General features: G+C 55.2%; 25 protein-coding genes. 13 read left to right on the top strand and 12 right to left on the bottom strand.

The genetic code is table 11. The features are described 5' to 3' along the window. Positions 1 to 99: 99 nt before the first annotated feature. Complete coding sequence (acs, locus tag IEI95_RS26630; RefSeq protein ID WP_015917591.1) at positions 100 to 2,055, bottom strand: acetate--CoA ligase; 1,956 nt, start codon at positions 2,053 to 2,055, stop codon at positions 100 to 102. Between the two features lie 289 nt (positions 2,056 to 2,344). On the opposite strand from acs, the gene IEI95_RS26625 reads away from it, so the two are divergent. Continuing rightward, positions 2,345 to 3,040, top strand: coding sequence for a DUF1013 domain-containing protein (locus tag IEI95_RS26625; protein ID WP_156531676.1), 696 nt, complete (start codon positions 2,345 to 2,347; stop codon positions 3,038 to 3,040). Between the two features lie 89 nt (positions 3,041 to 3,129). Here IEI95_RS26625 and IEI95_RS26620 read toward each other — a convergent pair whose 3' ends face one another. Then, complete coding sequence (locus IEI95_RS26620; protein ID WP_156531675.1) at positions 3,130 to 3,789, bottom strand: YggS family pyridoxal phosphate-dependent enzyme; 660 nt, start codon at positions 3,787 to 3,789, stop codon at positions 3,130 to 3,132. Positions 3,790 to 3,989: 200 nt separating this feature from the next. On the opposite strand from IEI95_RS26620, the gene leuS reads away from it, so the two are divergent. The 3 genes from leuS (at position 3,990) to holA (ending at position 8,453) form a co-directional block, all read left to right on the top strand. Continuing rightward, complete coding sequence (gene leuS, locus IEI95_RS26615; RefSeq protein ID WP_194417210.1) at positions 3,990 to 6,620, top strand: leucine--tRNA ligase; 2,631 nt, start codon at positions 3,990 to 3,992, stop codon at positions 6,618 to 6,620. After that, positions 6,610 to 7,134 carry an LPS assembly lipoprotein LptE gene (gene lptE / locus IEI95_RS26610; RefSeq protein WP_015917595.1) on the top strand — a complete coding sequence of 175 codons (525 nt, stop codon included), beginning with the start codon at positions 6,610 to 6,612 and terminating at the stop codon, positions 7,132 to 7,134. Before leuS ends, lptE begins: the two co-directional genes overlap by 11 nt. A gap of 275 nt (positions 7,135 to 7,409) precedes the next feature. Then, entirely contained in the window at positions 7,410 to 8,453 is a 1,044-nt protein-coding gene (gene holA, locus IEI95_RS26605; RefSeq protein WP_156531673.1) for a DNA polymerase III subunit delta, read from the top strand. A gap of 98 nt (positions 8,454 to 8,551) precedes the next feature. Here the strand turns inward: holA and IEI95_RS26600 are convergent, their stop codons facing one another. The 8 genes from IEI95_RS26600 to hemE form a co-directional block, all read right to left on the bottom strand. Next, positions 8,552 to 9,430: a ParB/RepB/Spo0J family partition protein gene (locus tag IEI95_RS26600; RefSeq protein WP_015917597.1), complete on the bottom strand. Its 879-nt coding sequence runs from the start codon at positions 9,428 to 9,430 to the stop codon at positions 8,552 to 8,554. Between the two features lie 104 nt (positions 9,431 to 9,534). Next, the gene (locus IEI95_RS26595) at positions 9,535 to 10,329 is read right to left on the bottom strand and encodes a ParA family protein (RefSeq protein WP_015917598.1); all 795 of its coding nucleotides are present in this window, start codon (positions 10,327 to 10,329) and stop codon (positions 9,535 to 9,537) included. Between the two features lie 18 nt (positions 10,330 to 10,347). Beyond that, positions 10,348 to 10,983: a 16S rRNA (guanine(527)-N(7))-methyltransferase RsmG gene (rsmG, locus tag IEI95_RS26590; RefSeq protein WP_015917599.1), complete on the bottom strand. Its 636-nt coding sequence runs from the start codon at positions 10,981 to 10,983 to the stop codon at positions 10,348 to 10,350. Positions 10,984 to 10,987: 4 nt separating this feature from the next. Next, the gene (gene mnmG / locus IEI95_RS26585; RefSeq protein WP_156531872.1) at positions 10,988 to 12,853 is read right to left on the bottom strand and encodes a tRNA uridine-5-carboxymethylaminomethyl(34) synthesis enzyme MnmG; all 1,866 of its coding nucleotides are present in this window, start codon (positions 12,851 to 12,853) and stop codon (positions 10,988 to 10,990) included. A gap of 34 nt (positions 12,854 to 12,887) precedes the next feature. Beyond that, positions 12,888 to 14,198: a tRNA uridine-5-carboxymethylaminomethyl(34) synthesis GTPase MnmE gene (gene mnmE, locus IEI95_RS26580; RefSeq protein WP_156531672.1), complete on the bottom strand. Its 1,311-nt coding sequence runs from the start codon at positions 14,196 to 14,198 to the stop codon at positions 12,888 to 12,890. 148 nt (positions 14,199 to 14,346) lie between these two features. Then, positions 14,347 to 15,612, bottom strand: coding sequence for a transcription termination factor Rho (gene rho / locus IEI95_RS26575; protein ID WP_015917602.1), 1,266 nt, complete (start codon positions 15,610 to 15,612; stop codon positions 14,347 to 14,349). A gap of 195 nt (positions 15,613 to 15,807) precedes the next feature. After that, positions 15,808 to 16,347, bottom strand: a complete 540-nt coding sequence (gene hemJ, locus IEI95_RS26570) for a protoporphyrinogen oxidase HemJ (RefSeq protein WP_156531671.1) — start codon at positions 16,345 to 16,347, stop codon at positions 15,808 to 15,810. A gap of 1 nt (position 16,348) precedes the next feature. After that, a complete protein-coding gene (gene hemE, locus IEI95_RS26565) occupies positions 16,349 to 17,389 on the bottom strand; it encodes a uroporphyrinogen decarboxylase (protein WP_015917604.1) in 1,041 nt (346 codons plus the stop codon). A gap of 400 nt (positions 17,390 to 17,789) precedes the next feature. On the opposite strand from hemE, the gene IEI95_RS26560 reads away from it, so the two are divergent. From IEI95_RS26560 to dnaQ, 5 genes are all read left to right on the top strand, one after another. Then, on the top strand, positions 17,790 to 18,611 hold the full coding sequence (locus IEI95_RS26560) for a pyruvate, water dikinase regulatory protein (protein ID WP_071205335.1): 822 nt from the start codon (positions 17,790 to 17,792) through the stop codon (positions 18,609 to 18,611). 31 nt (positions 18,612 to 18,642) lie between these two features. Then, positions 18,643 to 19,242: a Maf family nucleotide pyrophosphatase gene (locus IEI95_RS26555; protein ID WP_087729506.1), complete on the top strand. Its 600-nt coding sequence runs from the start codon at positions 18,643 to 18,645 to the stop codon at positions 19,240 to 19,242. Further along, a complete protein-coding gene (locus IEI95_RS26550; RefSeq protein WP_156531670.1) occupies positions 19,235 to 20,095 on the top strand; it encodes a shikimate dehydrogenase in 861 nt (286 codons plus the stop codon). The genes IEI95_RS26555 and IEI95_RS26550 overlap by 8 nt, the downstream gene beginning before the upstream one ends. After that, entirely contained in the window at positions 20,092 to 20,679 is a 588-nt protein-coding gene (gene coaE, locus IEI95_RS26545; RefSeq protein ID WP_156531669.1) for a dephospho-CoA kinase, read from the top strand. The genes IEI95_RS26550 and coaE overlap by 4 nt, the downstream gene beginning before the upstream one ends. A gap of 100 nt (positions 20,680 to 20,779) precedes the next feature. Beyond that, positions 20,780 to 21,490, top strand: a complete 711-nt coding sequence (gene dnaQ / locus IEI95_RS26540; RefSeq protein WP_156531668.1) for a DNA polymerase III subunit epsilon — start codon at positions 20,780 to 20,782, stop codon at positions 21,488 to 21,490. A gap of 84 nt (positions 21,491 to 21,574) precedes the next feature. Here the strand turns inward: dnaQ and secB are convergent, their stop codons facing one another. After that, positions 21,575 to 22,036: a protein-export chaperone SecB gene (secB, locus tag IEI95_RS26535; protein ID WP_012654504.1), complete on the bottom strand. Its 462-nt coding sequence runs from the start codon at positions 22,034 to 22,036 to the stop codon at positions 21,575 to 21,577. Between the two features lie 93 nt (positions 22,037 to 22,129). Continuing rightward, the gene (locus tag IEI95_RS26530) at positions 22,130 to 22,663 is read right to left on the bottom strand and encodes an FxsA family protein (protein ID WP_156531667.1); all 534 of its coding nucleotides are present in this window, start codon (positions 22,661 to 22,663) and stop codon (positions 22,130 to 22,132) included. A gap of 121 nt (positions 22,664 to 22,784) precedes the next feature. Between IEI95_RS26530 and IEI95_RS26525 the strand changes: the two genes are divergently transcribed. From IEI95_RS26525 to IEI95_RS26510, 4 genes are read left to right on the top strand one after another with little or no spacing between them, the layout of a single operon-like run. Continuing rightward, complete coding sequence (locus IEI95_RS26525; protein WP_156531666.1) at positions 22,785 to 23,483, top strand: Tim44/TimA family putative adaptor protein; 699 nt, start codon at positions 22,785 to 22,787, stop codon at positions 23,481 to 23,483. Then, positions 23,480 to 24,625: a murein transglycosylase A gene (gene mltA, locus IEI95_RS26520; RefSeq protein ID WP_156531665.1), complete on the top strand. Its 1,146-nt coding sequence runs from the start codon at positions 23,480 to 23,482 to the stop codon at positions 24,623 to 24,625. The genes IEI95_RS26525 and mltA overlap by 4 nt, the downstream gene beginning before the upstream one ends. After that, on the top strand, positions 24,625 to 25,203 hold the full coding sequence (locus IEI95_RS26515; RefSeq protein ID WP_156531664.1) for a Smr/MutS family protein: 579 nt from the start codon (positions 24,625 to 24,627) through the stop codon (positions 25,201 to 25,203). The genes mltA and IEI95_RS26515 overlap by 1 nt, the downstream gene beginning before the upstream one ends. Beyond that, positions 25,200 to 25,595: a helix-turn-helix domain-containing protein gene (locus tag IEI95_RS26510; RefSeq protein ID WP_012654509.1), complete on the top strand. Its 396-nt coding sequence runs from the start codon at positions 25,200 to 25,202 to the stop codon at positions 25,593 to 25,595. Before IEI95_RS26515 ends, IEI95_RS26510 begins: the two co-directional genes overlap by 4 nt. The last annotated feature ends 108 nt before the right edge of the window (positions 25,596 to 25,703 follow it).

Raw genomic sequence — 25,703 nt, 5'->3', positions numbered from 1 at the left:
TTCTTATTCGTTCAAGACGAGAATGCGTGAGCATCTTGGCGACTTGGTGAAGAGGGCGGAGAGACCCCGCCCCCTTTGCAAAACCTAAGAAAAATAGTCTCAGGCGGATGCTTTGTTCTGCCGGTTGGCAATCAGGTCGTCGACAACGCCAGGATCGGCGAGCGTCGATGTATCGCCCAGCGCGCCAAAATCGTCCTCGGCGATCTTGCGCAGGATACGACGCATGATCTTGCCGGACCGGGTTTTCGGCAGGCCGGGAGCAAACTGAACCTTGTCGGGAGAGGCAATCGGGCCGATTTCGGAACGGACATGCTTGATCAACGTCTGGCGCAATTCCTCATTGCCCTCATGGCCCGCCATCAGCGTCACATAGCAATAAATGCCCTGACCCTTGATGCCGTGCGGATAACCGACCACGGCGGCTTCCGAGACCAGATGATGCGAGACCAGCGCCGATTCCACCTCAGCAGTCCCCAGACGGTGGCCGGACACATTCAGCACGTCATCGACGCGGCCGGTGATCCAGTAATAACCGTCTTCGTCACGACGGCAGCCGTCGCCGGTGAAATACTTGCCCTTATAGGTGGAGAAATAGGTCTGGACGAAGCGATTGTGGTCGCCGTAAATCGTCCGTGCCTGGCCCGGCCAGCTGTCGATCAGGCAGAGATTGCCATCGGCAGCCCCTTCCAGCACCTTGCCTTCATTGTCCACCAGTTCCGGCTTGACGCCAAAGAACGGCCGGGTCGCGGAACCGGGCTTGAGATCCGTGGCGCCGGGCAGGGGGCTGATGAGAATGCCGCCGGTCTCGGTCTGCCACCAGGTATCGACAATCGGGCAGCGCTGATCGCCGACCACGTTATAATACCATTCCCAGGCTTCCGGATTGATTGGCTCACCGACCGAGCCCAGCAATCGCAGGCTGGAGCGCGAGGAACGCTTGACGAAATCGTCTCCGGCCCCCATCAGCGAGCGGATGGCGGTCGGCGCGGTATAGAAAATATTGACCTTATGCTTGTCGATGATTTCCCAGAATCGTCCCTGGTCGGGGAAATTCGGTACGCCTTCGAACATCACCGTCGTCGCGCAATTGGCTAGCGGCCCGTAGACGATATAGGAATGGCCGGTGACCCAGCCCACGTCTGCCGAGCACCAGAATATCTCGCCGTCCTTGTAGTCGAACACATATTCGTGGGTCATCGCCGCATAGACGAGGTATCCGCCCGTCGTGTGCAGCACGCCCTTTGGCTTGCCGGTGGAGCCGGAGGTGTAGAGAATGAACAGCGGATCTTCCGCCTTCATCTTCACCGGCGGGCAATCCGGCTTCACCTTGGCGATTTCCTGATGGTACCAGAGATCGCGCCCCGGAGCCCAGCCGACCTTGCCGCCCGTACGGCGCACCACCAACACCTTGTTGACGATGACATATTGTTTCGCCGCAATGTCGATGGCGACATCGGTGTTTTCCTTGAGCGCCACCGGCTTGCCGCCGCGCACCCCTTCGTCACAGGTGATCACGAAGGTCGATTCGCAATCGACAATCCGGCCAGCCAGGGCTTCAGGCGAAAAACCGCCAAACACCACCGAATGCACAGCACCAATACGCGAACACGCCAGCATGGCATAGGTCGCTTCCGGCACCATCGGCATATAGATGGTGACGCGGTCGCCTTTCTTGACGCCATGGGCTTTCAGCACATTGGCGAGCCGGCAGACATTGTCATAAAGCTGATTATAGGTGATCCGCTTGTCGATATAGGGATTGTCGCCTTCCCAGATGATCGCGGTGCGCTCGCCATGGGTTTTCAGATGCCGGTCGATGCAGTTGTAGGACACATTGGTCAGCCCGTCCTCGAACCATTTGATCGGCACCTTGCCCTTGAAACTGGTGTTCTTGGCCTTGGTATAGGGCTTGAACCAATCAATCCGCTTGCCGTGTTTCGACCAGAATTTCTCCGGCTCCTCAATGCTTTCCTCGTACCATTTCAGGTATTTGTCGTTATCGATCAAAGCCTGGGCCTTGGCGGCCTTTAAAACGGGATAGGTCTTCGCAGACATGAAATCCTCCTGATGTGACGCAGCCATGACAGGCTGCGGAGAGCTCCTCACCTCTCTCAACATGCGACCCGGCATGATGCGGTGCAGTGGCTCTGCATCATGATATAGGTGTCATACTGCCAATTCTTATCAGGTCGCCACATGGCGGCAATTAGACAAAGGTCATTTGTCTTTCAAAGAATTGCATTTCTGCGTCAACCGGCGTATATAGCCGGTGATTTCCCGGAAATTCTGGTTGTATCCACGGCTCGCGCCCGACGGCGCGTACCTACAGAAGGATTGTAATTGCATGGCCCAGACACTGCTTATGCCAAAGGCAACGGCCGTATGGCTCGTAGACAATACGGCGCTGTCATTCGAGCAGATCGCCCAGTTCTGCAAGCTGCACCCGCTTGAGGTAAAAGCCATTGCCGATGGCGAAGCCGCACAAGGCATCAAGGGTCTTGATCCCATTGCCACCGGCCAGCTTTCCCGCGACGAGATCGCACGCGGCGAAAAAGATATTGCCCACAAGCTGAAGATTTCCGAGCCGAAGGTGCGCGTGCCTGATTCGAAACGCCGTGGCCCCCGCTATACGCCGGTCTCCAAGCGTCAGGACCGCCCGAACGCCATTCTCTGGCTGGTGCGCAATCATCCTGAACTGAAGGATGCACAGATTTCCCGGCTGGTCGGCACCACCAAGAGCACGATCGAGCAGATCCGTGACCGCAGCCACTGGAATTCGGCCAATCTCGCGCCGATGGACCCGGTAACGCTTGGCCTGTGCAGCCAGATCGATCTGGACATGGAAGTGGAAAAGGCCTCGAAGGGCCGTCCGCTGCCGACAGCTGCCGAGCTTGGCGCCACTCTGCAATCGGCTTCGCAGACCGAACATCTCGATTTCTACGCCCAGGAAGAGGAAAAGGAAATCGACGCCAATGCCGTGTTCAAGAAGCTGCAATCGTTGAAATCGACCAATACCGAAGAAGAAGACGATCAGTATTGATCCGCTACATCAGCGTTGGAAAATTCAAACCCCGGTGGCTCCGCCCCGGGGTTTTATTTTGAGGGTTTTGTTGGTGAAATCAGCAGCCCTCACCGGCTCCCGAAAATCGCCGATCCCACCCGAACACTGGTGGCGCCGAAGGCAATAGCTGTCTCGTAATCACCCGACATGCCCATCGACAGGCGCTCGACGCCGCATTGCCCGGCCAGCTTCGCCAGAAGAGCGAAATGTGGCCCGGGATTTTCATCGGCTGGTGGAATGCACATCAATCCCACAATATCGAGGCCGAGTTCCGACCGGCAAAGGGCGACAAAATCCACCGTGTCCTGCGGGGCAATGCCCGCCTTTTGCGGCTCCAACCCGGTATTGACCTGCACATAAAGCCGCAGCTGCCGGCCCTGCTTGGCCATTTCCTCGGCCAGTGCGCGGGCGATTTTTTCCCGGTCCACCGTTTCGATCACATCGAATAGCGCCACGGCTTCCGCTGCCTTGTTGGATTGCAACGGTCCGATCAGATGCAGCTCGATCTCAGGCGTTTCTGCCTTCAGCTGCGGCCATTTTCCTTGCGATTCCTGCACGCGGTTTTCACCGAACACCCGCTGGCCATGCAGGATGACCGGGCGGATCGCCTCCGCATCGAAGGTTTTGGAAACGGCGACCAGCGTGACCGCCTCCGGGGTCCGATCCGCTTCGCGGGCCGCAGCGGCGATCCGGGTCCGCACCTCATCCAGTCGTTCTTCAATGGTCATCGCCAGCCATCCATATTTTGAAATTCCGCCTGTTTTCGCGGCACTGGCCGTGAAAGGCAAGAGCCTTGCAAGCGCATTATCGGCACCCCAGCAAGGAATGCGTCCCCGGATTGCCCGATTCCAGTGCAAAACCTTGACGCTAGGGCTGTTTCATGGTGAAGGTCCACCCAAATTTTCAAGCAATCCGGACGTAGCATCCCATGAGTACAGAACGTTACAATCCGCGCGATGCGGAACCTCGTTGGCAGGAAAAATGGTCTGAAGCGAAAATCTTCGAGACCGATAACGACGATCCTCGCGAAAAATACTACGTACTCGAGATGTTCCCCTACCCGTCTGGCCGCATTCATATTGGCCATGTGCGCAATTATGCCATGGGCGATGTCGTGGCCCGCTACAAACGCGCCCGCGGCTATAATGTCCTGCATCCAATGGGTTGGGACGCTTTCGGCATGCCAGCCGAAAACGCCGCCATGCAGAACAAGGTTCATCCCAAGGACTGGACTTATCAGAACATCGCCTCCATGCGCGCCCAGTTGAAATCCATGGGCCTGTCGCTGGACTGGTCGCGTGAATTCGCCACCTGCGATGTCGAATATTACCAACGCCAGCAATATCTCTTCCTCGACATGATGGAAAAGGGCCTGGTCTATCGCAAGCAGTCCAAGGTCAACTGGGACCCGGTCGACCAGACGGTGCTGGCTAATGAACAGGTGATCGATGGCCGTGGCTGGCGCTCCGGTGCGCTGGTCGAGCAACGCGAACTGACCCAATGGTTCTTCAAGATCACCGATTTCGCCCAGGATCTGCTGGACGCTCTGGACACGCTGGATCACTGGCCCGAAAAGGTCCGGCTGATGCAGAAGAACTGGATCGGCCGGTCTGAAGGCCTGACGGTGCGATGGGAGATCGCCGCTGGGACAGGTCCGCAGGGCTTTGCCGACGTGCAGGTCTATACGACACGGCCTGACACATTGTTTGGCGCCAGCTTCCTGGCAATTGCCGCCGATCATCCGCTGGCCAAGGCACTGGCCGAAACATCCACCGACATTGCTGACTTCTGCGACGAATGCCGCAGGGCAGGGACCTCGCTGGCTGCGCTGGAAACCGCCGAGAAAAAAGGCTTGGACACCGGAATCAAGGTCAGACATCCGCTTGATCCCAACTGGGAATTGCCTGTTTACGTCGCCAATTTCGTGCTGATGGACTATGGCACCGGCGCGATCTTCGCCTGCCCGTCCGGAGACCAGCGCGATCTGGATTTTGCCCGCAAATACGATCTGCCTGTTGTGCCTGTTGTGATGCCAAAGGATGGCGATGCAGCCAGCTTCACGGTGGGCGACACCGCCTATGTGGAAGACGGCGTGATGATCAATTCACGCTTCCTCGACGGCAAGACCACCGATGAAGCTTTTGAAGCCGTTGCCACAAAACTGTGCGCCGAACAGCTGAATGGCGCGCCTGTTGGCGAGCGCAAGGTCAATTTCCGCCTGCGCGACTGGGGCGTGTCACGCCAGCGCTACTGGGGCTGCCCGATCCCGGTTATTCACTGTGAAGACTGCGGTGTTGTTCCGGTTCCGAAACAGGATCTGCCGGTCAAACTGCCGGATGACGTCACTTTCGACGTACCTGGCAATCCGCTGGACCGCCATCCGACCTGGCGCAACGTTTCCTGCCCATGCTGTGGCAAGGCGGCCCGGCGTGAAACGGATACGATGGACACGTTTGTCGACTCCAGCTGGTATTACACCCGCTTCACCGCACCGTGGGAAGACAAGCCGACCGATCCGGCTGTGGCCAATCATTGGCTGCCAGTCGATCAATATATCGGCGGCATCGAGCATGCGATCCTGCACCTGCTCTACTCCCGATTCTTCACCCGCGCCATGCGCGAAACAGGCCATGTGGCCGTCAGCGAGCCTTTCAAAGGTCTGTTTACCCAGGGCATGGTCGTCCACGAGACCTACCGTCTTGGCAGCGGCGCGAATGGCCAATGGGTGGCGCCTGCGGATATCCGCGTCGAGGATGTCGATGGCACACGCCGCGCCTTCCTTCTGTCCTCCGGCGAGGAGGTGACGATCGGCTCCGTTGAAAAAATGTCGAAGTCGAAAAAGAACGTCATCGACCCCGATGATATTCTGGGCTCCTACGGCGCAGATACCGCCCGCTTTTTCGTTTTGTCGGATTCACCACCGGATCGCGACGTGATCTGGTCGGAAGCCGGTATCGAAGGCTCGCATCGCTTCGTCCAGCGGCTTTGGCGGCTGGTTTCCGAGGCTGCCGACGTGCTGAGAACCTCTGCATCGACTCCGGCTAAGGATGGTGCGGGCAGGGCGGTCTCCCAGATTGCCCACAAGACCTTGCAGGCTGTCGGTGCCGATCTGGACAAACTGGCCTTCAACAAGGCCGTGGCGCGGATTTACGAGTTGCTCAATGCTCTGGCATCACCGCTGACGCAGGTGGCATCTGGACAAGCCGATGCTGACTTCGCCGCTGCGATGCGCAACGCCACGGAAATACTAATCCAGATCATTGCTCCAATGATGCCGCATCTGGCAGAAGAATGCTGGGCGGTGTTGGGCCATTCCGGAATGGTGTCGCAAGCAGACTGGCCGGTTTTCCACGCTGAATTGGTGGCTGAAAACGAAGTGGTCATGCCGGTGCAAATCAACGGCAAGAAGAAGGCCGAATTGACAATCGGTCGCGATGAGGATCAGAATGCCGTCAGCCAAGCGGTGCTCGATCTGGATGCCGTTAAAGCCGCTCTTCAAGGGCAAACGCCTAAGAAGATCATTGTGGTTCCGCAGAGGATTGTGAACATTGTCGTCTGATTCACGCGTAAATCTATCCCGTCGCGCGGTTCTTGCCGCGTCCGTTGGTCTGCTTGGCGCCCTCGCGGGTTGTCAGGTCAGGCCGCTCTATGGGGAGGCTCTTGGCACCCGTAAGCTGATGGCCTCCATTGGCTTCTCTCCAGCAACGGACAGGGTGGGGCAGGAGGTTCGGAACCGATTGATCTTCCTCGCCGCGGGCGGGCAGGGCGAGCCGGCGCATCCTGAATATCTCGTCACCCTGGTCGTTCATACCGACACGACGGAAGTTCTGATCAACGAAAGTACCGACCGTGCGACAGCCGGTCGCGTGACAGTCAGCGCAGACTATACATTGAAGAAGGCAAGCGACCTTTCGGTTATGCGTATTGCCCATCGCCAGTCCGTCGCGCTGGTTGATTTTCCGACCCAGGAGTTTGCCAAGCTTCGCGCTGTAAGAGATGCTGAAAATCGCGCTGCGCGGGAATTGGCAGAGTTGATCTCCGCAGATTTGGCTAGCCTGCTGGTTCGTAAATAATAAACGCGAGTTTTGCCAACACGAAGCCCCTGGGATCTTCTATAGGATGTGCCTAAAATCGCAATGGCACAGCGCCATAGGTTGTTTGGGATCACATTGAACCGGACAACCTATAGACATCCTTCAATCCGCTTGTCTCTTTGGAAAACCGGTTCTACTTTCACTGACAAACTCCAGTGCATCATGCGTTTATAATCAAACGCATGATGCCCTATCATTTTAAATTTGCTGCACTGCCTGTCTGATACACGGTCAAGCGGAGAGACTTGAAGCCCATGGTTGAAGTCAAGTCACACGAATTCGATGGCTTTCTGCAAAAATCAGTCCGCCACTACAAGATGTTTCTGGTCTATGGCCCGGATGTTGGCCTTGTGGCGGAACGCGCGGCGGCCCTTGCCAAATCGACAGGCGTTGCGCTTGACGATCCCTTCTCGGTCATTCGGCTGGATAGCAGCGACCTGCAGAGCGATCCGGGAAAACTATTGGATGAAATGAATGCCCTCGGCCTCTTCGGCGGCGACCGATTGGTCTGGATCAGAGGCGTCGCCAATGAAAAGAGTGTGGTCGATGGGCTGCAAATTCTTGCCAAGGACCCGCCTGAATCCAGTTGCCTTATCCTTGAAGCCGGGGATCTCAAAAAGGGATCAGCGACCCGAAAGATAGCCGAATCGGCCCGCAATATTGCAGTTATTCCCTGCTATCAGGACGATGCACGCGCCATCAATGCCTTGATTGACGCGGAATTCAGCGCCGCAGGAAAGAGACTGACCCCTGCGGCTCGTTCACTGCTCAGTGAAAGTCTAGGCGGTGACCGCCGCGCATCTCGCAATGAGATATCCAAGCTGCTGCTCTATTGTCTGCATGACGATCTCGTCGATGAAACCCATGTCGAGCAGATTATTGGCGATGCCAGCGCCGTTTCGACGGACGAAGCGGTAGATGCCGTGCTTGCTGGCAATTCCGACGCTCTCTTGCACGCCGTCCAGAAAATTGCCACCTCCAAAACACCGATGTTCCTCGTTCTTCAGGGGTGCCTTCGACAGTTTCAGTTGCTGGACATTATGCGAAGTGAGATGGATGAAAAACGCCAACAGGCTGGCCAAGTCATGCAAACGCTTGGCCGTCAGATACATTTCAAGCGAAAGCCCCTGTTTGAAAAATCTTTAAAGAATTGGCCGTCCGACGCCCTTTCGGTCGAGATGCGCCGATTACAGGCAGGTATTCTCGCCAGCAGGCGTCAGCCAACGTTAGAAGACAGCCTGTCGCTTCAAACCCTTCTGGCCATTACCCTGCAATCGGCCAGGAGAAGCCGCCAGTAACTTCTCCTGCTTGCCATTTCACGTTCGGGAAATGGCAAAGAATATTGTCTTCTGCTTTATTTGGAAGATAAACGGCAGCGCAAAAGTCCATTCAGAGGTTAGCGCGCCTCAAGCAACCGGCAAATTTCCTCAAGCTGCTCCAGGGTTTTGTAATTGATTCGAAGCTGGCCACCGCCACCTTTGTGATTGATCGATACATCCAACCCCAAACGATCCGACAGGCTTCTCTCCAATGCGACTGTATCAGAATCCTTTGCAGGCGCCACGTGCGGCTTTGGCTGGCCTTGGCCCTTGATATCGTTTTGCGCCAGACGTTCAGCATCTCGGACCGACATGCCCTTGGACACGATCTGACGGGCCAAGCTATTCGGGTCCGATGTCGAGACCAAAGCGCGAGCATGACCGGCAGACAGAGAACCGTCTGCAAGCATGTCACGCACTGGATCAGGAAGCTTCAAAAGCCGCAGGCTGTTGGCCACATGGCTTCGGCTCTTGCCGATAATCTCGCCGAGATCATTCTGGGTATATCCGTGTTCTGCAATCAGTTGTTCATATCCCATCGCCTCTTCGAGCGGATTGAGATCGGCACGTTGAACGTTTTCGACAATTGCCAATTCCAGAGCAGTGCGATCATCCACATCTCGAACGATGACAGGTATTTCCACCAATCCGGCGAGCTGGGCTGCGCGCCAGCGACGTTCGCCAGCAATGATCTCGTAACGGCCTGTTGCAATCGTTCGCACCACGACTGGCTGCACAATGCCGTGCTGGCGAATGGAGCCGGCAAGTTCCTGAAGAACCGTTTCGTCAAAGTAACGACGAGGATTGCGTGGATTACGGGACACAAATTCAATCGGCACCATCCGGTCGGCGGAGACCACAGCTCTGCTTTCATCGACAGGAACAGGTTGATCCATTTCGCCAATCAAGGCGGCTAAACCACGACCAAGACGCCGTTTCGAAATATCGTCGTTCATCACGAACCTCTTCGTTCACTCTTCACGCTGGAATAGGCTTCCACTCGCCGCGTCTACACCATTCAAATCGCCAGAACCACACCCATAGGCGCGGGATAGACGATCTAAGCCGCGCGACGTTGCCGCTCCCTTTGGATAACTTCTGACGCCAGCTGCAGATAAGCCTGGCTGCCTGCGCATTTCAGGTCATAAAGAATAGCCGGCTTGCCATAAGACGGTGCTTCGGAGACCCTGACATTGCGTGGAATGAGCGTGTGATAGACCTTTTCACCCAGATGGCTACGGACGTCTGTCACCACCTGCTGAGCGAGATTATTCCGGGAGTCGAACATTGTCAGAACAATACCTTGGATATCCAAGGTGGGATTAACGTTGCGCCTGACCTGACCAATCGTCTCAAGCAACTGGCTAAGACCTTCCAGAGCAAAAAACTCACATTGCAGCGGCACCAGAATAGAATGCGCCGCAGCCATGGCGTTCATTGTCAGCAAATTAAAAGACGGAGGGCAATCGACCAGAACATAGGAATATGCCAATCCATCCTGAGACTGCAAAGCAGCCTTCAAGCGAAACACCCGGTCAGCCTTCTGGGCGATTTCCATCTCAAGCCCTAGCAAATCGAGGGTGGAGGGTACAATCGACAGATTAGGCACCGCAGTATCGATAACCGTTTCGGAAACGCTATGGCTTCCAATCAATAAATCATAGGAGGACAATTTACGGTCACGGCGGTCAATTCCCAAACCCGTGCTTGCATTGCCTTGGGGATCGAGATCGACAATCAATACTCTTTCGCCAATCGCAGCCAATGCGGTTGCAAGATTAATGGCCGTCGTCGTCTTGCCGACACCGCCTTTTTGATTGGCAATTGTTATGATCCGGTTCTTCTCGTAGGGCATGAGGTCACCTGACTGATCTTACTTTGATCGTGCAAGCCCGCTCACTTCCAGGATGACAGAGTCGGCTTCAAGCACGCTAGGATGTATTATCAGATCAAACGTCCATCGGTCACGCGCATTGTTAACTTCAGACTGGTAATCCCGACCTTTATGCAGGAGAAAATTAAGATTTTTGTTTTTTTCGGCCCAAGGAGAGGCATAAGAGAAAAGCAGATCGAGATCCGCAAGCGCTCGTGCCGAAATTGTATCGCAATCCGACAGACTTTTATGTGCCTCTTCGATTCGCACGGGATGAACCCTGCCTCGGGCGCCCGTTTCCATCAGAGCCGTGCGGAGGAAAGCTGCTTTTTTGTTATTGCTCTCGACCAAATCAACCCAGCCGTCGCTCTTTTCCGACAATAAAATCGCAGTAATGACGCCCGGAAATCCGCCACCACTTCCCAAGTCGATCCAGTGCTGTGGGTTCGGACGAAGCTTAAACAGCTGCGCGCTATCAATGACATGTCGATGCCAGATCTGATCTTTCGTTGAATTGGCAACAAGGTTGATGACCTTGGACCACTTGCCAAACAGATCGACGAAATGATCCAATTTTTCGTATGTTTCACGTGAAACACGTAGACCGGTAAGCCGCTGAAAGAGACTCGCGGACATTGCATCAACCGACATGTCGCAACATACCCTTGTTTAAGAAAGCGATAAGCAGAGAAATGGCCGCGGGGGTCATACCCTCGACCTTGGCGGCCTGGGAGAGATTTTCAGGACGGGTCTTTTCCAGTTTCTGCTTTAGCTCGTTGGATAGGCCCGATAGGGAAGCATAATCGAAATCCTTTGGAATCAGTCTATCTTCATCTCGTTTGGTTGCGGCAATATCGGCATTTTGTCGATCCATATAAACAGCATAGGTCGCGTGAATTTCAACAGCCTCCGCGACCTTACTATCTAAAGCAGAAAGTTCAGGCCAGAGCCGGGAGAGATCGGCAATCGAAATATCGGGATAGGCCAACAGCTCAAGGGCAGTGCGCCGGCGCCCGTCCTGATTAACAGGGATGCCAACGGCAGCGGCTTCATTGGGTGTTAGTTTCCTCGTCTCAAGCATATTGATCGTGTCATCAATCTGATGCCTGTAGTCTTTAAACCGTTTTTCTTGGTCTGAAGCGATACATCCGAGCGCGATGCCAATAGGCGTCAAACGTATATCGGCATTATCTGCCCGAAGCGACAAACGAAACTCCGCACGCGAGGTGAACATCCTATAGGGTTCAGTCACGCCATGGCTGATCAAATCATCAATCATCACGCCAATATACGATTGAGCCCGGCTGAAATGAACCACATCCTGGCCGCCTGCCGTGCGTGCGGCATTCAATCCTGCCACCAGGCCTTGTGCCGCAGCTTCTTCGTAACCAGTGGTTCCATTGATCTGCCCAGCGAGATAAAGACCACTCAGGCGTTTCAACTCGAGGCTCGCCGACAATTCCCGCGGGTCTATGTGGTCATATTCGATTGCATAAGCGCTCTGGAGAATGGTCACATTTTCCAAGCCAGGCAGTGTTCTCATGAACTCTCTCTGCACGGACTCCGGCAAAGACGTCGATATTCCATTCGGATAAACCGTATGGTCATCCAGACCCTCAGGCTCAAGAAAAACCTGATGGCCATCCCTATCTCCAAACCGGCTGATCTTATCCTCAATCGAAGGACAGTAGCGTGGGCCGACACCTTCGATCTGCCCAGAATACATGGCAGAGAGATGAATATTATCTCGAATGATTGTGTGGGTTGCGGCAGTGGTACGGGTGATTCCACATTCGATCTGCGGATTGGTAATCCGATCGGTCATGAATGAGAACGGGACTGGTTGCTCATCAGCTGACTGCATTTCGAGCTGTGCCCAGTCAATAGTTCGACCATCCAACCTGGCCGGAGTTCCGGTTTTCAACCGACCCAGCCTTAGGCCCAACCGCCCCAATGTCGCGCTCAAACCGAGCGAAGGGGCTTCGCCAACACGTCCGGCCGGAATTTTTGTCTGTCCAATATGAATGAGACCGCGCAAAAAAGTACCGGAGGTCAATATCACTGACGCGCTGGACAGGCTTTGCCCATCTGCCAAAATAACCCCTTTAACCGTGCCATTTTCGACATCAAGATCGAACACATCCCCTTCGATGATCTCGAGCTGCGGATGATTGAAGAGAACATTTTGTACGGCTTGGCGGTAAAGCTTTCGGTCGGCTTGAGTTCTCGGCCCTCGTACCGCCGGTCCTTTCTTACGGTTAAGCAACCGGAACTGAATTCCTGCGGCATCAGCACATCTGCCCATGAGGCCCCCGAGCGCATCAATTTCCCGGACAAGATGCCCTTTGCCCAAACCGCCAATGGCCGGATTACAAGACATAACACCGATCGTATCGTGCCGATGCGTTACTAGGCATGTTCGCGCACCAAGCCGCGCACTCGCATAGGCAGCTTCACTGCCCGCATGCCCACCGCCAATCACAATCACATCAAATCGCCGCGGCATCATTTTCATCTCGACCACCAGTGTTTCACGTGAATCATTTTCCGACACAAAATTCCGAAAAGATTTTGCCCAAAAGCGTTTCGGTATCGATACGCCCAACCAGACGACCAAGCGAGTCACTGGCTAAACGCAGGAAATCCGCCCTGATTTCCAAGTTCAGTCGCCCATCCAAGGCCTGATCAATAAATGAAACTGCATCTCGCAGGCATTCAATATGTCGCAAACGACTTGGGATCACTGATTCACTCTGACCAAACCGTTTCCGAATCGAATCAAGAATTACGCTTCGAACCCTATCCACATCATCTGCAACGTAAGTCGAAATGACGAGATCTCGTCCAATCTCATCATTTGCCGACACGAGATCAACTTTTGTGCCTATGGTGATAAACGGAACCGAAACAATATTAATTGTGTGGCCTGGAGATGAAACGTCATCAAGCAACAGAACGAGATCGGCTTCTTCAACCTTGCGTAATGCCCGCCGTATGCCTTCCTGTTCGATGACCTCTTCGGTCTCTCGAATACCGGCGGTGTCATACAGGCGAACAACATATCCTTCAAGGTCTATATCACATTGCAGAATGTCCCGTGTCGTCCCGGCATAATGGGTAACAATCGCTACATCCCGACCGGCAAGCGCATTGATGAGGCTCGACTTGCCAGCGTTAGGAGGCCCAGCAATCACAACGCTGAAACCGTCACGAATAATCTCACCCCGCCGGTCATCGACAATAGCCGCTGAAATCTGCGTGCGAAGGTCTGTAACGGTATCCCAAACCTGGTCTGACACCGAGCCGGGAATATCGCCTTCATCAGCAAAATCCAACTCAGCCTCAATCATCGCGCGGCCATAGATCAATTTCTCACGCCAGCTCTCATAGATACCGGTCGCGTGACCGCTGGCTTGGGCTAGAGCTTGACGCCGCTGCATTTCTGTTTCCGCTGCCAGCAGATCGGCTAGGCCTTCAATTTCAACCAAGTCCAGCTTGCCGTTTTCAAAAGCCCGTCTCGAAAACTCTCCAGGTTCTGCAAGCCGGCAACCGGAGAACGAGGCCAGTGTCGAAAGCAAAGCACTTGCCACGGCCCGACTTCCATGCACATGCAGTTCCCCGCAATCCTCACCAGTGAACGAGGAGGGGCCGGAGAAGAAAAGGACCAGTCCGCGGTCAATCACCAGTCCATCACGGTGCCGAATCGATCGTAACGTGGCCTGGCGTGGCTCAGGAACCATCCCACAGAGTTCTGTTACAACGGCTTGGACATCAGGACCCGATAACCGAATGACGGCTACACCACTCGGAAGCGATCCGGTCGAGAGGGCAAAAATAGTATCGCCTGCCATTGCTTGAACTTACTCCTTGAACGCGCAACCTGCCTTGTGCTTGGGCACGCCAAAACCTTCATAATCAACAGTGTGCCCCAAATGCAAAACCCCCGACCTTGCGGTCGGAGGTTGAAACTATGAATCCGGCTTAAGAAAGCGAGAGCAATCAGGTATTCATCGATTCGAAGAAGTCGCCATTGGTCTTCGTCTGTTTCAATTTGTCGATCAGGAATTCGATAGCGTCGGTTGTTCCCATTGGAGCAAGAATCCGGCGAAGAACAAAGATCTTCTGCAGATCCTGACGCGGCACAAGCAGGTCTTCTTTGCGCGTTCCGGATTTCAGAATATCCATGGACGGGAAGATACGCTTGTCGGCAACCTTGCGGTCAAGCACAATTTCGGAATTGCCGGTGCCTTTGAACTCTTCAAAGATCACTTCGTCCATACGGCTGCCGGTATCGATCAATGCCGTTGCAATAATCGTCAGCGAACCACCTTCTTCGATATTACGCGCTGCGCCGAAGAAGCGCTTGGGGCGTTGCAGCGCATTGGCATCCACACCACCCGTCAGGACCTTGCCAGAAGACGGAACGACAGTGTTATAGGCGCGGCCAAGGCGGGTAATGGAATCGAGCAGGATGACAACGTCACGACCGTGCTCAACCAACCGTTTGGCCTTCTCAATGACCATTTCCGCGACCTGAACGTGGCGCACGGCCGGTTCGTCAAAGGTCGATGAAACGACTTCGCCCCGCACGGAGCGCTGCATATCCGTCACTTCTTCAGGACGTTCGTCGATCAGAAGAACGATCAGATAGCATTCCGGATGGTTGGCGGTAATGGAATGAGCGATATTCTGGAGAAGGACAGTTTTACCAGTCCGCGGCGGCGCGACGATCAAACCACGTTGGCCTTTGCCAAGCGGCGCGACCAGATCGATGACCCGGGAGGAAAGATCCTTGGAGGTAGGAATCTCCAGTTCCATCTTGAACCGCTCGTTCGGGTAAAGCGGCGTCAGGTTATCGAAGTGGACCTTATGGCGGATCTTTTCCGGATCCTCGAAATTGATCGTATTGACTTTCAGCAGCGCGAAATAGCGCTCGCCTTCCTTGGGTCCGCGGATCGGTCCTTCGACGGTATCGCCGGTCTTCAGCGAAAACCGACGGATCTGAGACGGCGAAATGTAAATGTCGTCCGGACCCGGCAAATAGTTGGCATTGGCCGAACGCATAAACCCGAAACCATCCTGCAGGACTTCGACAACGCCTTCACCAATGATTTCGACATCCTGGCTGGCCAACATTTTCAAAATGGCAAACATCAATTCCTGTTTGCGCATCGTGCTGGCATTTTCGACCTCAAGCGATTCCGCAAAGGCCAGCAGATCGGTTGGCGATTTGCTCTTGAGTTCTTGTAGCTTCATTTCAGCCATGAAGGGGACCATAATTTAAAACTGTTGGGGAAGGCGTGCGGGGGATAAATTCGGTTCTGCCAGCGAAACCGGCGAATACGAGAAATGCATGCCATGAAGAGGGGTAGCGGGAAAATAGCGATTCATAGGGCGCGCCGCAAGAGGCGGCAGAAATTTCATTCACATTTCGGTCAACTTGTCAGTGAGAACCTTGCTTTAGAAGGGTTTTACAATGACCAGAATGACAATCACGATCATCAGGACTGTCGGGATTTCATTGAAAGCCCGCCAAAATCGCGGGGTTTTCAAATAATTGCCTTTGGCAAAGGATTTTGTGGCCATGCCGAGATATTCGTTAGCGAGGGTGAGACAAACAACCGCAGCCAGTTTTGCGTGCAGCCATCCGCCTTGGAGTCCAAAAACCGACCAGGCGAGATAAAGACCTAGAATCCAGGATAGGGCCATAGCGGGGCGCATGATAACATTCATCAGGCGACGCTCCATAACCGCAAATGTCTCGGCTTGGAGCGATCCCTTCGGGGCATCGAAATGGTAGATCAGCAGCCGCGGCATATAGAGCAGACCCGCCATCCAGGAGATGATCGCGATGACATGCAAGGCCTTTATCCAGAGATAGGATTGATCGGGACCAGCCCAAAACAAGGCAATCACGATCAGGCAAAAAATGGCAAGGGCCACCAAGGCCCGCAGGCGTGCGGTCTTCCCAGCTGTTTCTCCGCTTTGCCTGCCACTCATCTCATTGCACCTTTTGCCTGACATGCTGCACGAGCTCTCGCACCGTTTCCGGATCGGCTTGTGGCGTAATCCCATGGCCCAGATTGAAGATCAGCGGACCGGTCCCGAGCCGATCCAGGATCCGGTCTATGCCATCACGCATCGCCTGACCACCAGCAACCGCCAGCATCGGATCGAGATTACCCTGAACAGGTCCGTCTTTTTGCAACTCGGCGGCAAAGGACAAAGGCACACTCCAATCCAGCCCAATTGCGTCAGCTCCGGTCCGGCGACGGTAATCCTTCAGGAGTGTTCCAGCCCCTTTCGCAAAACTGATGATTTTCGCGTCGGGGCGGCTGAGACGCAGTTTGTCGATGATCCGTTTGACCGGCTTGACACAAAAATCCGCAAATTCCTCTTCGCCCAGAACCCCAGCCCAGGAATCAAAGATTTGCACCGCATCTGCACCAGCATCGATCTGGGCCTGCAAATATTCGGCAGAAAGATCAGCGAGGTGATCCAGAAGCCGCAGGAAAGCCTGGCGATGACGATAGGCAAACAGCCGGGCCGGGGCCTGGTCGGGTGTGCCATGCCCGGCGATCATATAGGTTGCCACAGTCCAGGGGGCACCACAAAATCCAAGCAGAGTGGTTTCATCCGGCAATGTCTGGCGCAATCGCGACACTGTTTCGATCACCGGGTTCAGATGCGGGAAAACCGATTGTTCGGGTAAAGCCAGAATCTCATCGGCGGTGATCGGCGTCATTTCAGGGCCTTTGCCTTCGGTGAAGGTGACGTTTCGATTCAGGGCATCGGGAATGACGAGAATGTCGGAAAACAGAATGGCAGCATCGAATGCGTAACGGCGGATTGGCTGGAGCGTGACTTCCGTCGCCAGTTCGGGTGAATAACAGAGATCGAGGAAACTTCCGGCCTGTGCCCGCGTTTGACGATATTCGGGAAGATAGCGGCCAGCCTGACGCATCAGCCAGATTGGCGGTGGTGAAAGGCTCTGGCCTTCAAGCACTTTCAGGACTTTACGGTTTTCAGCGCTCAAAGTCATGCCTTTCAAATTATAAAAAGAGAGATCTTTCTTTTTTCTATTTCTAAGAGTCTGTGAGTAGCAAGGGTTAAAGACAATGCACAGATTAACGATGTTTTAAGGCGGGAAGGCCTGCGGCGGGGAGTGAACGATGGGGAATTTGGATAATTGTACCGACATATCATAAAAAGCCAATTATAATCAGAATGATAAGGTCAGCATAAAGAATAGCTCGGCCTGTGGATAGAGTGGGGATTTGGGCTGAACAGATAAAAAACGGCCACCTTATGCACAGGGCCTGTGAAAACGACGCTGAACGGGTTAGTGCTGTGGAAAAACCGGCTGATATCCCCAGGGCGAAACGCCGGGGGAAAAGTGAGGCTGATTTCTACAGGTGTATCAACAGCAGGGTCAGGATAGCGTGGAGAACAGAAAAAACTTCTTTCATCTGCACCTCATTTCTGACTCAACGGGAGAAACCCTGATCTCGGCTGGACGGGCAGCAGCGGTTCAGTTTCCGCATTCCAATCCAATCGAGCATGTCTATCCACTGGTGCGCAACCGCCGGCAGGCGGATGCCGTGCTCCAATCGATCGATAAGGAACCCGGCATCGTGCTTTACACCATTGTCGATCCGGAGCTGGCGGACTTTATTGACCGTCGTTGTATCGAGATTGGTGTACCCAGCGTTAACGTGCTTGAGCCTGTTATCGGGACGTTTCAGGCCTATCTTGGTCCACTGGCGCGTCGGCGCGTCGGCGCCCAGCATGTGATGAATGCCGATTATTTTGCGCGTATTGAGGCGCTGAATTACACGATGGATCACGATGATGGCCAGATGGCCGAGGATTACGATCAGGCCGACGTCGTTCTGGTAGGGATCAGTCGTACGTCGAAAACCCCGACCAGCATCTATCTTGCCAATCGTGGCATTAAGACCGCCAATATTCCCATCGTGCCAGATTCGCCCTTACCGGAATCGCTGCTCGCTGCAAAAGGGCCATTGATCGTTGGATTGATCGCCACGTCTGATCGGATTTCACAAGTTCGCGGCCATCGTGAATTGGGGACTGTCAGTGGTTTCGATCCAAGTGATTATACGGACAGGGCGAGCATTGCAGAAGAATTGAAATATGCCCGTTCGCTGTGTGCCCGTCACAATTGGCCGGTGATCGATGTGACACGGCGATCAATTGAAGAGACAGCGGCGGCAATCATTGCGCTACGTGCCAAGCCGCGCTAATGCCGGATGGTTTTTTAAAGTTGAGGCAATCATGACAATTCCCGTTATTCTTGCATCGACCAGCCCTTTCCGCCGGCAATTGCTGGAGCAGGCTGGTTTGCGCTTCACGGCCATGGCACCGGATATCGATGAGCGCGAAATCGAAGGTCGGGCCGAACATCAGCACGTGTCGCCGCAAGAGCTGGCTCAGGTGCTTTCCTGCGAAAAGGCTTTGGCCGTGAGCCGACAGGCGCCGGATGGTCTTGTGATCGGCGGCGATCAGGTTTTGGCTCTGGGCGAACGGATCTATCATAAACCGAAGGATCTCAGCTCCGCTCGTGACCAATTGCTCAGCCTGCGGGGTGAAACCCATGTGCTTTATAGCGCGCTGGCGCTGGCGAAACAGGGTGAAGTGATCTGGCGGCATGTCTCCCAGGCCCGCATGACGATGCGGATGTTCAGTGAGACGTTTCTGGACGATTATCTCGATCGGGCAGGCGGGGCGATCCTGAAAAGCGTTGGTGGCTACCAGATCGAAGGCTTGGGCGTGCAGTTGTTTTCGGATATCGTCGGGGACTATTTTACCATCGTCGGTGTGCCGCTCTTGCCTTTGATGGAGAAACTACGCGAATTGGATATTGTGCATGCATGATTCACGTGAAACATTTCTGACGGGCGCCTTTGTTGCCGGCTATCCAATCAAGCATTCACGGTCGCCGATCATTCACAGCTATTGGCTTCAACAGCACGGTCTCATAGGTCGCTATGATAAACTGGAGATCGACCCTGCAGACATCGCGGATTTCTTCGCCCGAATGAAGTCAGGCAAGACCCGCTATCGGGGTGGTAACATTACCATTCCGCATAAAGAGGCGGCCTTTCAGATAGCGGATGTCCCGGACGTTGTGGCAAAGCAGCTTGGGGCTGCCAATACGCTTTGGCTTGAAAATGGTCTTATTCACGCCACCAATACCGATGTTTACGGTTTTCTGGCCAATCTTGATCAGGGCCATGCAGGCTGGGACAAGGCGCGCAAGGCTGTCGTTCTTGGGGCGGGTGGTGCCAGTCGGGCGATCATTCAGGGGTTACTCGATCGGGGATTGGACCCCATTCATGTTGTCAATCGGACGCTGGCGCGAGCCCAGGATCTGGCGGATCATTTTGGCACTGCCGTCCATGCGCATGGGAGGGACGAGTTGCAGGAGGTTTTGCAGGGCGCGGACCTCTTGGTCAACACCACCTCTCTCGGCATGAATGGCGAAGATGTTCCACAAATCGACTGGGACAAGCTTTCTCCTGGCGCTTTGGTAACGGATATCGTCTACACGCCGCTGGAAACCGGTCTGCTGCGGCAGGCGAGGGCGGCGGGCTTTGCCACGGTGGATGGTCTGGGTATGCTTTTGCATCAGGCGGTACCCGGATTTGAAAAATGGTTCGGCGTCCGGCCACAGGTGACGGATGAGTTACGCCAGTTGTTGATTGCCGATCTGGAGAAGCAGCCATGATCCGCATCGGCCTCACGGGCTCTATTGGCATGGGCAAGACAACGACGTCAGATTTTTTTCGCCAGGAAGGTGTGCCGGTCTATGATGCGGATGCGGCCGTGCATGACTTATACCGGGGTGATGCGGTCGCTCCGATCGGCGCGGTGTTTCCCGAAGCGGTTATTTCTGGCGTTGTGGATCGGGAAATTCTCAGTCGGACTCTGGCTCAGAATCCGGGTAAACTTAAGCAGCTCGAGGCAATCGTTCACCCACTGGTGCGTGACAAGCAGCAGGACTTTCTGGAAGATCAGGAATTGGCGGGCGCCGATCTGGTTGTTTTCGATATTCCGCTGCTGTTTGAAACCGGCGGAGAAAAACGGCTTGATAAGGTCGTTGTCGTCAGTTGCGATGCCGATACACAAAGGCGTAGGGTTCTGGCGCGACCAGGCTGGAGCGAAGAAAAACTTGCGCTGGTTTTGTCGCGGCAGATGCCGGATGCCGAAAAGCGGGCCCGTGCGGATTTTGTGATCGAAACCGGACAAGGCCTTAAGGTCGCACAGACCCAGGTAAAAGCCATTGTTTCCACCCTTCGTGGGGAAACCTAAAATTAAACCACCAGAGTTTTCGTCGGAAAATGGCGTGGCGTCTGGAATAGCGATCTGCCAGCAGCCGAATCCAAACACAAAACCTGACAATGGAGCAATAATGCGGGAAATCGTTTTCGATACGGAAACCACCGGACTGGAAAGCAAGCTGGACCGGGTGATTGAAATCGGTGGCATCGAATTGTTCAATCATTTCCCGACCGGTCGCAGTTTTCATGTCTATATCAATCCTGCCGACCGGGCCATTCACCCGGATGCCTTGGCGGTTCACGGCATTACACCGGAGTTTTTGAAGGATAAACCCGTCTTCGCCGATATTGTCGAGGATCTGGTCGCTTTTTTCGATGGCGCAAAATGGGTGGCGCATAATGCCACATTCGACATGGGATTTATCAATGCCGAGTTTGAGCGGTTGGGTCGCCCGCCGGTCGGGCCGGAGCATGTCGTCGATACCCTGTCTCTGGCACGGCGCAAACACCCGATGGGTCCAAACTCGCTCGATGCGCTTTGCCGACGCTACGGTATCGACAATTCTCATCGCACCAAGCATGGCGCCTTGCTCGATTCCGAACTTCTGGCTGAAGTCTATATCGAAATGCTGGGCGGTCGCCAGGCGACCTTCGGTCTTGAGCAGTCGGGAAACAGTGACAAGCGATCCCGCACTCAGGATAGCAATGTGACGGTGGAAATTGCCGCCCGTCCGAAAACACTGGCGCCGCGTCTAACCGAGGCCGAACAGGAGCGCCATGCAGCCCTGGTCAAGCGGCTCGGCCAGAAAGCGATCTGGGCGCATTATAATCAAGTCGAATAATCGTCATTGCCTTATTAGTCATAAAAAAAGCCCGGTTCGACCGGGCTTTTTTGTGCTGAGATAAACAGCGGGATAACGCAAGGATCAGTTGACCCGACCCTGCTCTTCGGCAAAGCGCTGTGCAAACATCTGCGCAAAATCGATAGGATCGATCATCAGCGGCGGGAAACCGCCATTGCGCGTGGCATCGGCGATGATCTGGCGTGCAAACGGGAAGAGCAGGCGTGGGCATTCGATGAACAGCACCGGCAGCATATGTTCCTGCGGGAACCCGGTGATGCGGAAGACGCCGCCATAAACCAGTTCGGCTGCAAAAACCACTTTATCGTCATCACGCGCTTCGGCGGTCAGCGACAGGACCACGTCGAAATCATTATCCGACAGCGGGTTGGCGTTGACATTGACGTTGATATTGATCGAAGGGGCCTTGTCCCGGGCCTGGAGCGAGCGCGGCGCACCCGGATTTTCGAAGGACAGATCCTTGATATATTGTGCAAGGATATTCAGGGACGGGCTCTCCGCCCCATTGCTGTTTTCATTGGCCATTGGGGTTCCTCAAGGCTTTTATGGTTCGAGGCCATCTATCATTTCAAGGTGGGCCTTACAAGCCTTTCGCCCCTGGCGCTCACCCATTGGCACTCATCCCTTGCCCTCATCCCCTGGCAACCGGGTCCAGGGAGAGGAGCCGTTGGGATTATGCCTTTGATAATCCTTTTCATCGAGATCGATGATGTCCTCCGCTTTTGCCGGGCCTGGTCCTGATGACGACGGTCCGCCTGGCCGCTGTTGCCAGCCAGGTCCCCGCCCGTCGCGCTGCACGAAGACAAGTCTTGGGCTGATGATCTTCCAAAGCGCAGAGCGCACCATTGGCACCAGGAGCAGCAGGCCAAGAATATCCGTGATAAATCCCGGCAATATCAGCAATAGTCCGCCGAACATCTGTGCCGTGCCACTCAGGACGCCTTTGGCCGCTCGTTCCGGATCGCCCGAACGTGGACGGCGCAGGCGCTGGGCGAGGCTGATCCCCTGGCTGCGGAGCACCAGGAGGCCGAGCAGACTGGAGCCGATCACCAGCGCCAGCGTGGGCAGAACACCCAGCCATTGCCCGACCAGGACAAAGCCCGCGATCTCCATCAAAGGCAGTAGCAACAGGAAAAGGGCGGTCAGTCGCATTTGGTTTCCTTTAAACGATTATCGTGTGAACCTAAAGAAGTGGCATCGGCTATTTGAATGCAGCATCCAGGCAGACTATATGGAGTGAGAAAGCTTCAAATTAAACAGCGGTGCGGTGGCAATGGGTTCTAATGATTTTGTGACTCTCTTCTTTCTGGTGGCTGCGGTCTTGATTTTCTGGCAGCTGCGTAGCGTATTGGGACGTCGCACTGGCAATGAAAAGCCACCGAAAGATCCTTTCGCTGGACGTCCGGACGCCACATCTCCAGCAGCGGAAGATGCGCGGGTCGTCACTTTACCGCGACGCGAAGAGGCCGATGGCGAGGAACGCCAGACGGCAATCGACGCCTATGCCCCGGTTGGCACCCCGCTGAACCAGCAATTGCGCCAGGTCGTAGAGGTTGATCCGAGCTTTGTGCCGAAGGAATTCCTCAACGGTGCGCGCATGGCCTACGAAATGATTGTCACGGCCTTTGCAACTGGCGACAGGAAGAGTTTGAAGGATCTGCTGTCGCGTGAGGTCTATGAGGGTTTCGATGCGGCGATTACCGAGCGCGAACAGCGCGGTGAAGTGATGAAGTCCACTTTTGTCGGTATCGACAAGGCGGAAATTACTGGTGCCGAAGTCCGGGGCCAGGAAGTCCAGATCACCGTGCGGCTGGTCAGCCAGTTGATTTCCGCCACTTATGACAGTCAAGGCGCGGTGATAGAGGGCGACGCGGAATCGGTTGGCGATGTCAACGATATCTGGACCTTTGCTCGCGACACGCGCTCACGCGATCCGAACTGGAAGCTGATCGCCACCGAATCCGACCAATGAGTGGTGAAGCGACGAAGTTTCGGCTGGAGCCTGTTGGTTTCGACCAACTCCCCGGTTGGGACGCGGATGATCCCTCGGCGCTTTTGCCGGCCATGGCCGATTGCCTGGATTATCTCACCACGGTCAAGCCTTACCGGCCCGGCCAGTTGGGCTTGACCGCACAGGACCTTGTGCCGCTGCTTGAAAAGGCAGCGGCATTGCCACGAGCAGATGGCGACGCATTGCGGCACCTGCTGGAAGTCGAATGCCAGGTTTTTCGTATAGCGCGCACGGATGGGAAGCCGGGTTTCGTTACGGCTTTTTATGAGCCCGACATCGAGGTTTCCGATCATCCTGACGATCTCTACCGCTTTCCGTTTTACCGCAGACCTGACGATTTGATTGATCTTGACGATCAAAACCGGCCTGGAAACATCGATCCGTCCTATGTGTTTGGACGCAAGATCGATGACGGCGTGACCTACTATCCGGATCGTCAGGCCATCGACCAGGGCTTTCTGCAGGGACGCGGGCTGGAAATTGCCTGGGCGAAATCGAAAGTCGATGTGTTTTTCGTCCATGTCCAGGGTGCCGCACGGCTGCGTTATGCCGGTGGGCGGGTTGGGCGGATTACCTATGCCGCCAAGGCGGGTCATCCTTTTTCCGGTATCGGCGGATTGCTGCTAAAGCGCGGTGAAATTCCTCCCGAGGCGATGTCGATGCAAGCGATCCGCGCCTGGCTCGCGTCTCATCCCGATCAGGTCGATGACGTGTTGTGGTATAATCGGTCCTATATCTTTTTCCGAGAAGCCGAAGTTGGTGACCTGTTACGCGGCCCGATTGCGGCGGCGAAAGTGCCGCTGGTGGCGGGTCGATCCCTGGCGGTGGACCGGACGATCCATACATTCGGCTTTCCGTTTTTCATTCATTCCCAAACCCTGACGTCCCAAGATCCGACGGGTTTGGATAGCGGCAAGCCTTTTGCGCGATTGATGCTGGCGCTTGATACGGGGTCGGCGATTGTCGGACCGGCGCGCGGTGACATCTTTACCGGCTCTGGCGATGAAGCAGGAAATCTCGCTGGGGCGGTGCGCAATGACGCGGATTTCTATATCCTGATCCCGAAACAGGCCGCTAAAAGGGTCGAGTCGAGGTTTGGTTGATGGCGGGCAGGGACAGGATCAGTACGGAAGATCGGATTTTGTGGGGCAAGGTGGCGCGCACCACCCGACCCATGGCCGGTCGCCTGGAAGAGTTGACCGCCTTTGAAGACGCCTTGACGGAATTGGAAGCGTCAAAAGTGTTGGAACCCGGCCTTGCCGCCATGCGCGCCTCGCTCGAGAGTTCCGCCGCAAAGCCTGAGCCGAAGAAGCCATCCGGTCTCCACCATCCGCTGGAGCGTCCTGTCAAGCGCAAGCTGTCGCGCGGCAAGCTCAAGCTGGAAGCCCGCATCGACCTGCACGGATTGTTCCAGAGCGAGGCCCATGCGATCCTGTTGGAATTTCTGGTGCGCGCCCATGAGCGTGGACTTCGCCACGTCTTGATCATCACCGGCAAAGGCAGCTCGATGGGCAGTGAAGGCGCCTTGAAACGGGCGGTGCCGCTGTGGTTTTCCAAGCCGGAGTTCCGTTACCTGATTTCTTCCCATGAGCCAGCGGCTCCTCATCACGGCGGGGAGGGCGCGCTTTATGTCCGCTTGGCGCGCCAGGGCGGAGAGCGATTTGGCGGGGATGGACAATGACTCCCTTCGGCGATGCGGTGCGCGGGCTTCGGGAGCGCAAGGGAGTGAGCCAGAAGGACATGGCCAAGGCGATTGGTGTGACACCGGCCTATCTGTCGGCGCTCGAACACGGACGGCGCGGCAAGCCGAGTTTCGATCTCTTGCAACGCATCGCCGGCTATTTCAACATCATCTGGGATGAGGCCGATGACCTGTTTGCAATAGCGGGCCTTTCCCATCCCAGGGTGACGCTGGATACCGCTGGTCTGCCTGCTGCCCATACCGCTTTTGCCAACCGGCTTGCAGGGATGATTCGCACCTTGTCGCCCGATGTGATAGAAGATCTCAACGCACTCCTCAGCAGAAGCGAGCGGGACCGTCAAAACCCTGGAAATCCCGTGGAAGCCTGCTGAATTTCATAGCTGCGATTTGGAAGTCGCCGCAAAATCCCTATAGTCGGAAAGTGCCAACGTGTGTGATTCGCCATAATTTTTGTTGCGGCCACGCATATTGCTTATGAC

The organism is Agrobacterium vitis, assembly GCF_014926405.1.
Classification (GTDB): Bacteria; Pseudomonadota; Alphaproteobacteria; order Rhizobiales; family Rhizobiaceae; genus Allorhizobium; species Allorhizobium vitis_H.
The sequence above is the reverse complement of the archived record's forward strand: the minus strand, read 5'-3'. Positions and strand labels throughout refer to the sequence as shown.

What these genes read in the sequence shown, in the direction of transcription:
- acs (WP_015917591.1), bottom strand. Translation starts at nt 2,055, where the DNA reads ATGTCTGCGAAGACCTATCCCGTTTTAAAGGCCGCCAAGGCCCAGGCT.
- IEI95_RS26625 (WP_156531676.1), top strand. Translation starts at nt 2,345, where the DNA reads ATGGCCCAGACACTGCTTATGCCAAAGGCAACGGCCGTATGGCTCGTA.
- IEI95_RS26620 (WP_156531675.1), bottom strand. Translation starts at nt 3,789, where the DNA reads ATGACCATTGAAGAACGACTGGATGAGGTGCGGACCCGGATCGCCGCT.
- leuS (WP_194417210.1), top strand. Translation starts at nt 3,990, where the DNA reads ATGAGTACAGAACGTTACAATCCGCGCGATGCGGAACCTCGTTGGCAG.
- holA (WP_156531673.1), top strand. Translation starts at nt 7,410, where the DNA reads ATGGTTGAAGTCAAGTCACACGAATTCGATGGCTTTCTGCAAAAATCA.
- IEI95_RS26600 (WP_015917597.1), bottom strand. Translation starts at nt 9,430, where the DNA reads ATGAACGACGATATTTCGAAACGGCGTCTTGGTCGTGGTTTAGCCGCC.
- IEI95_RS26595 (WP_015917598.1), bottom strand. Translation starts at nt 10,329, where the DNA reads ATGCCCTACGAGAAGAACCGGATCATAACAATTGCCAATCAAAAAGGC.
- rsmG (WP_015917599.1), bottom strand. Translation starts at nt 10,983, where the DNA reads ATGTCCGCGAGTCTCTTTCAGCGGCTTACCGGTCTACGTGTTTCACGT.
- mnmG (WP_156531872.1), bottom strand. Translation starts at nt 12,853, where the DNA reads ATGCCGCGGCGATTTGATGTGATTGTGATTGGCGGTGGGCATGCGGGC.
- mnmE (WP_156531672.1), bottom strand. Translation starts at nt 14,198, where the DNA reads ATGGCAGGCGATACTATTTTTGCCCTCTCGACCGGATCGCTTCCGAGT.
- rho (WP_015917602.1), bottom strand. Translation starts at nt 15,612, where the DNA reads ATGGCTGAAATGAAGCTACAAGAACTCAAGAGCAAATCGCCAACCGAT.
- hemJ (WP_156531671.1), bottom strand. Translation starts at nt 16,347, where the DNA reads ATGAGTGGCAGGCAAAGCGGAGAAACAGCTGGGAAGACCGCACGCCTG.
- hemE (WP_015917604.1), bottom strand. Translation starts at nt 17,389, where the DNA reads ATGACTTTGAGCGCTGAAAACCGTAAAGTCCTGAAAGTGCTTGAAGGC.
- IEI95_RS26555 (WP_087729506.1), top strand. Translation starts at nt 18,643, where the DNA reads ATGACAATTCCCGTTATTCTTGCATCGACCAGCCCTTTCCGCCGGCAA.
- IEI95_RS26550 (WP_156531670.1), top strand. Translation starts at nt 19,235, where the DNA reads ATGCATGATTCACGTGAAACATTTCTGACGGGCGCCTTTGTTGCCGGC.
- coaE (WP_156531669.1), top strand. Translation starts at nt 20,092, where the DNA reads ATGATCCGCATCGGCCTCACGGGCTCTATTGGCATGGGCAAGACAACG.
- dnaQ (WP_156531668.1), top strand. Translation starts at nt 20,780, where the DNA reads ATGCGGGAAATCGTTTTCGATACGGAAACCACCGGACTGGAAAGCAAG.
- secB (WP_012654504.1), bottom strand. Translation starts at nt 22,036, where the DNA reads ATGGCCAATGAAAACAGCAATGGGGCGGAGAGCCCGTCCCTGAATATC.
- IEI95_RS26530 (WP_156531667.1), bottom strand. Translation starts at nt 22,663, where the DNA reads ATGCGACTGACCGCCCTTTTCCTGTTGCTACTGCCTTTGATGGAGATC.
- IEI95_RS26525 (WP_156531666.1), top strand. Translation starts at nt 22,785, where the DNA reads ATGGGTTCTAATGATTTTGTGACTCTCTTCTTTCTGGTGGCTGCGGTC.
- mltA (WP_156531665.1), top strand. Translation starts at nt 23,480, where the DNA reads ATGAGTGGTGAAGCGACGAAGTTTCGGCTGGAGCCTGTTGGTTTCGAC.
- IEI95_RS26515 (WP_156531664.1), top strand. Translation starts at nt 24,625, where the DNA reads ATGGCGGGCAGGGACAGGATCAGTACGGAAGATCGGATTTTGTGGGGC.
- IEI95_RS26510 (WP_012654509.1), top strand. Translation starts at nt 25,200, where the DNA reads ATGACTCCCTTCGGCGATGCGGTGCGCGGGCTTCGGGAGCGCAAGGGA.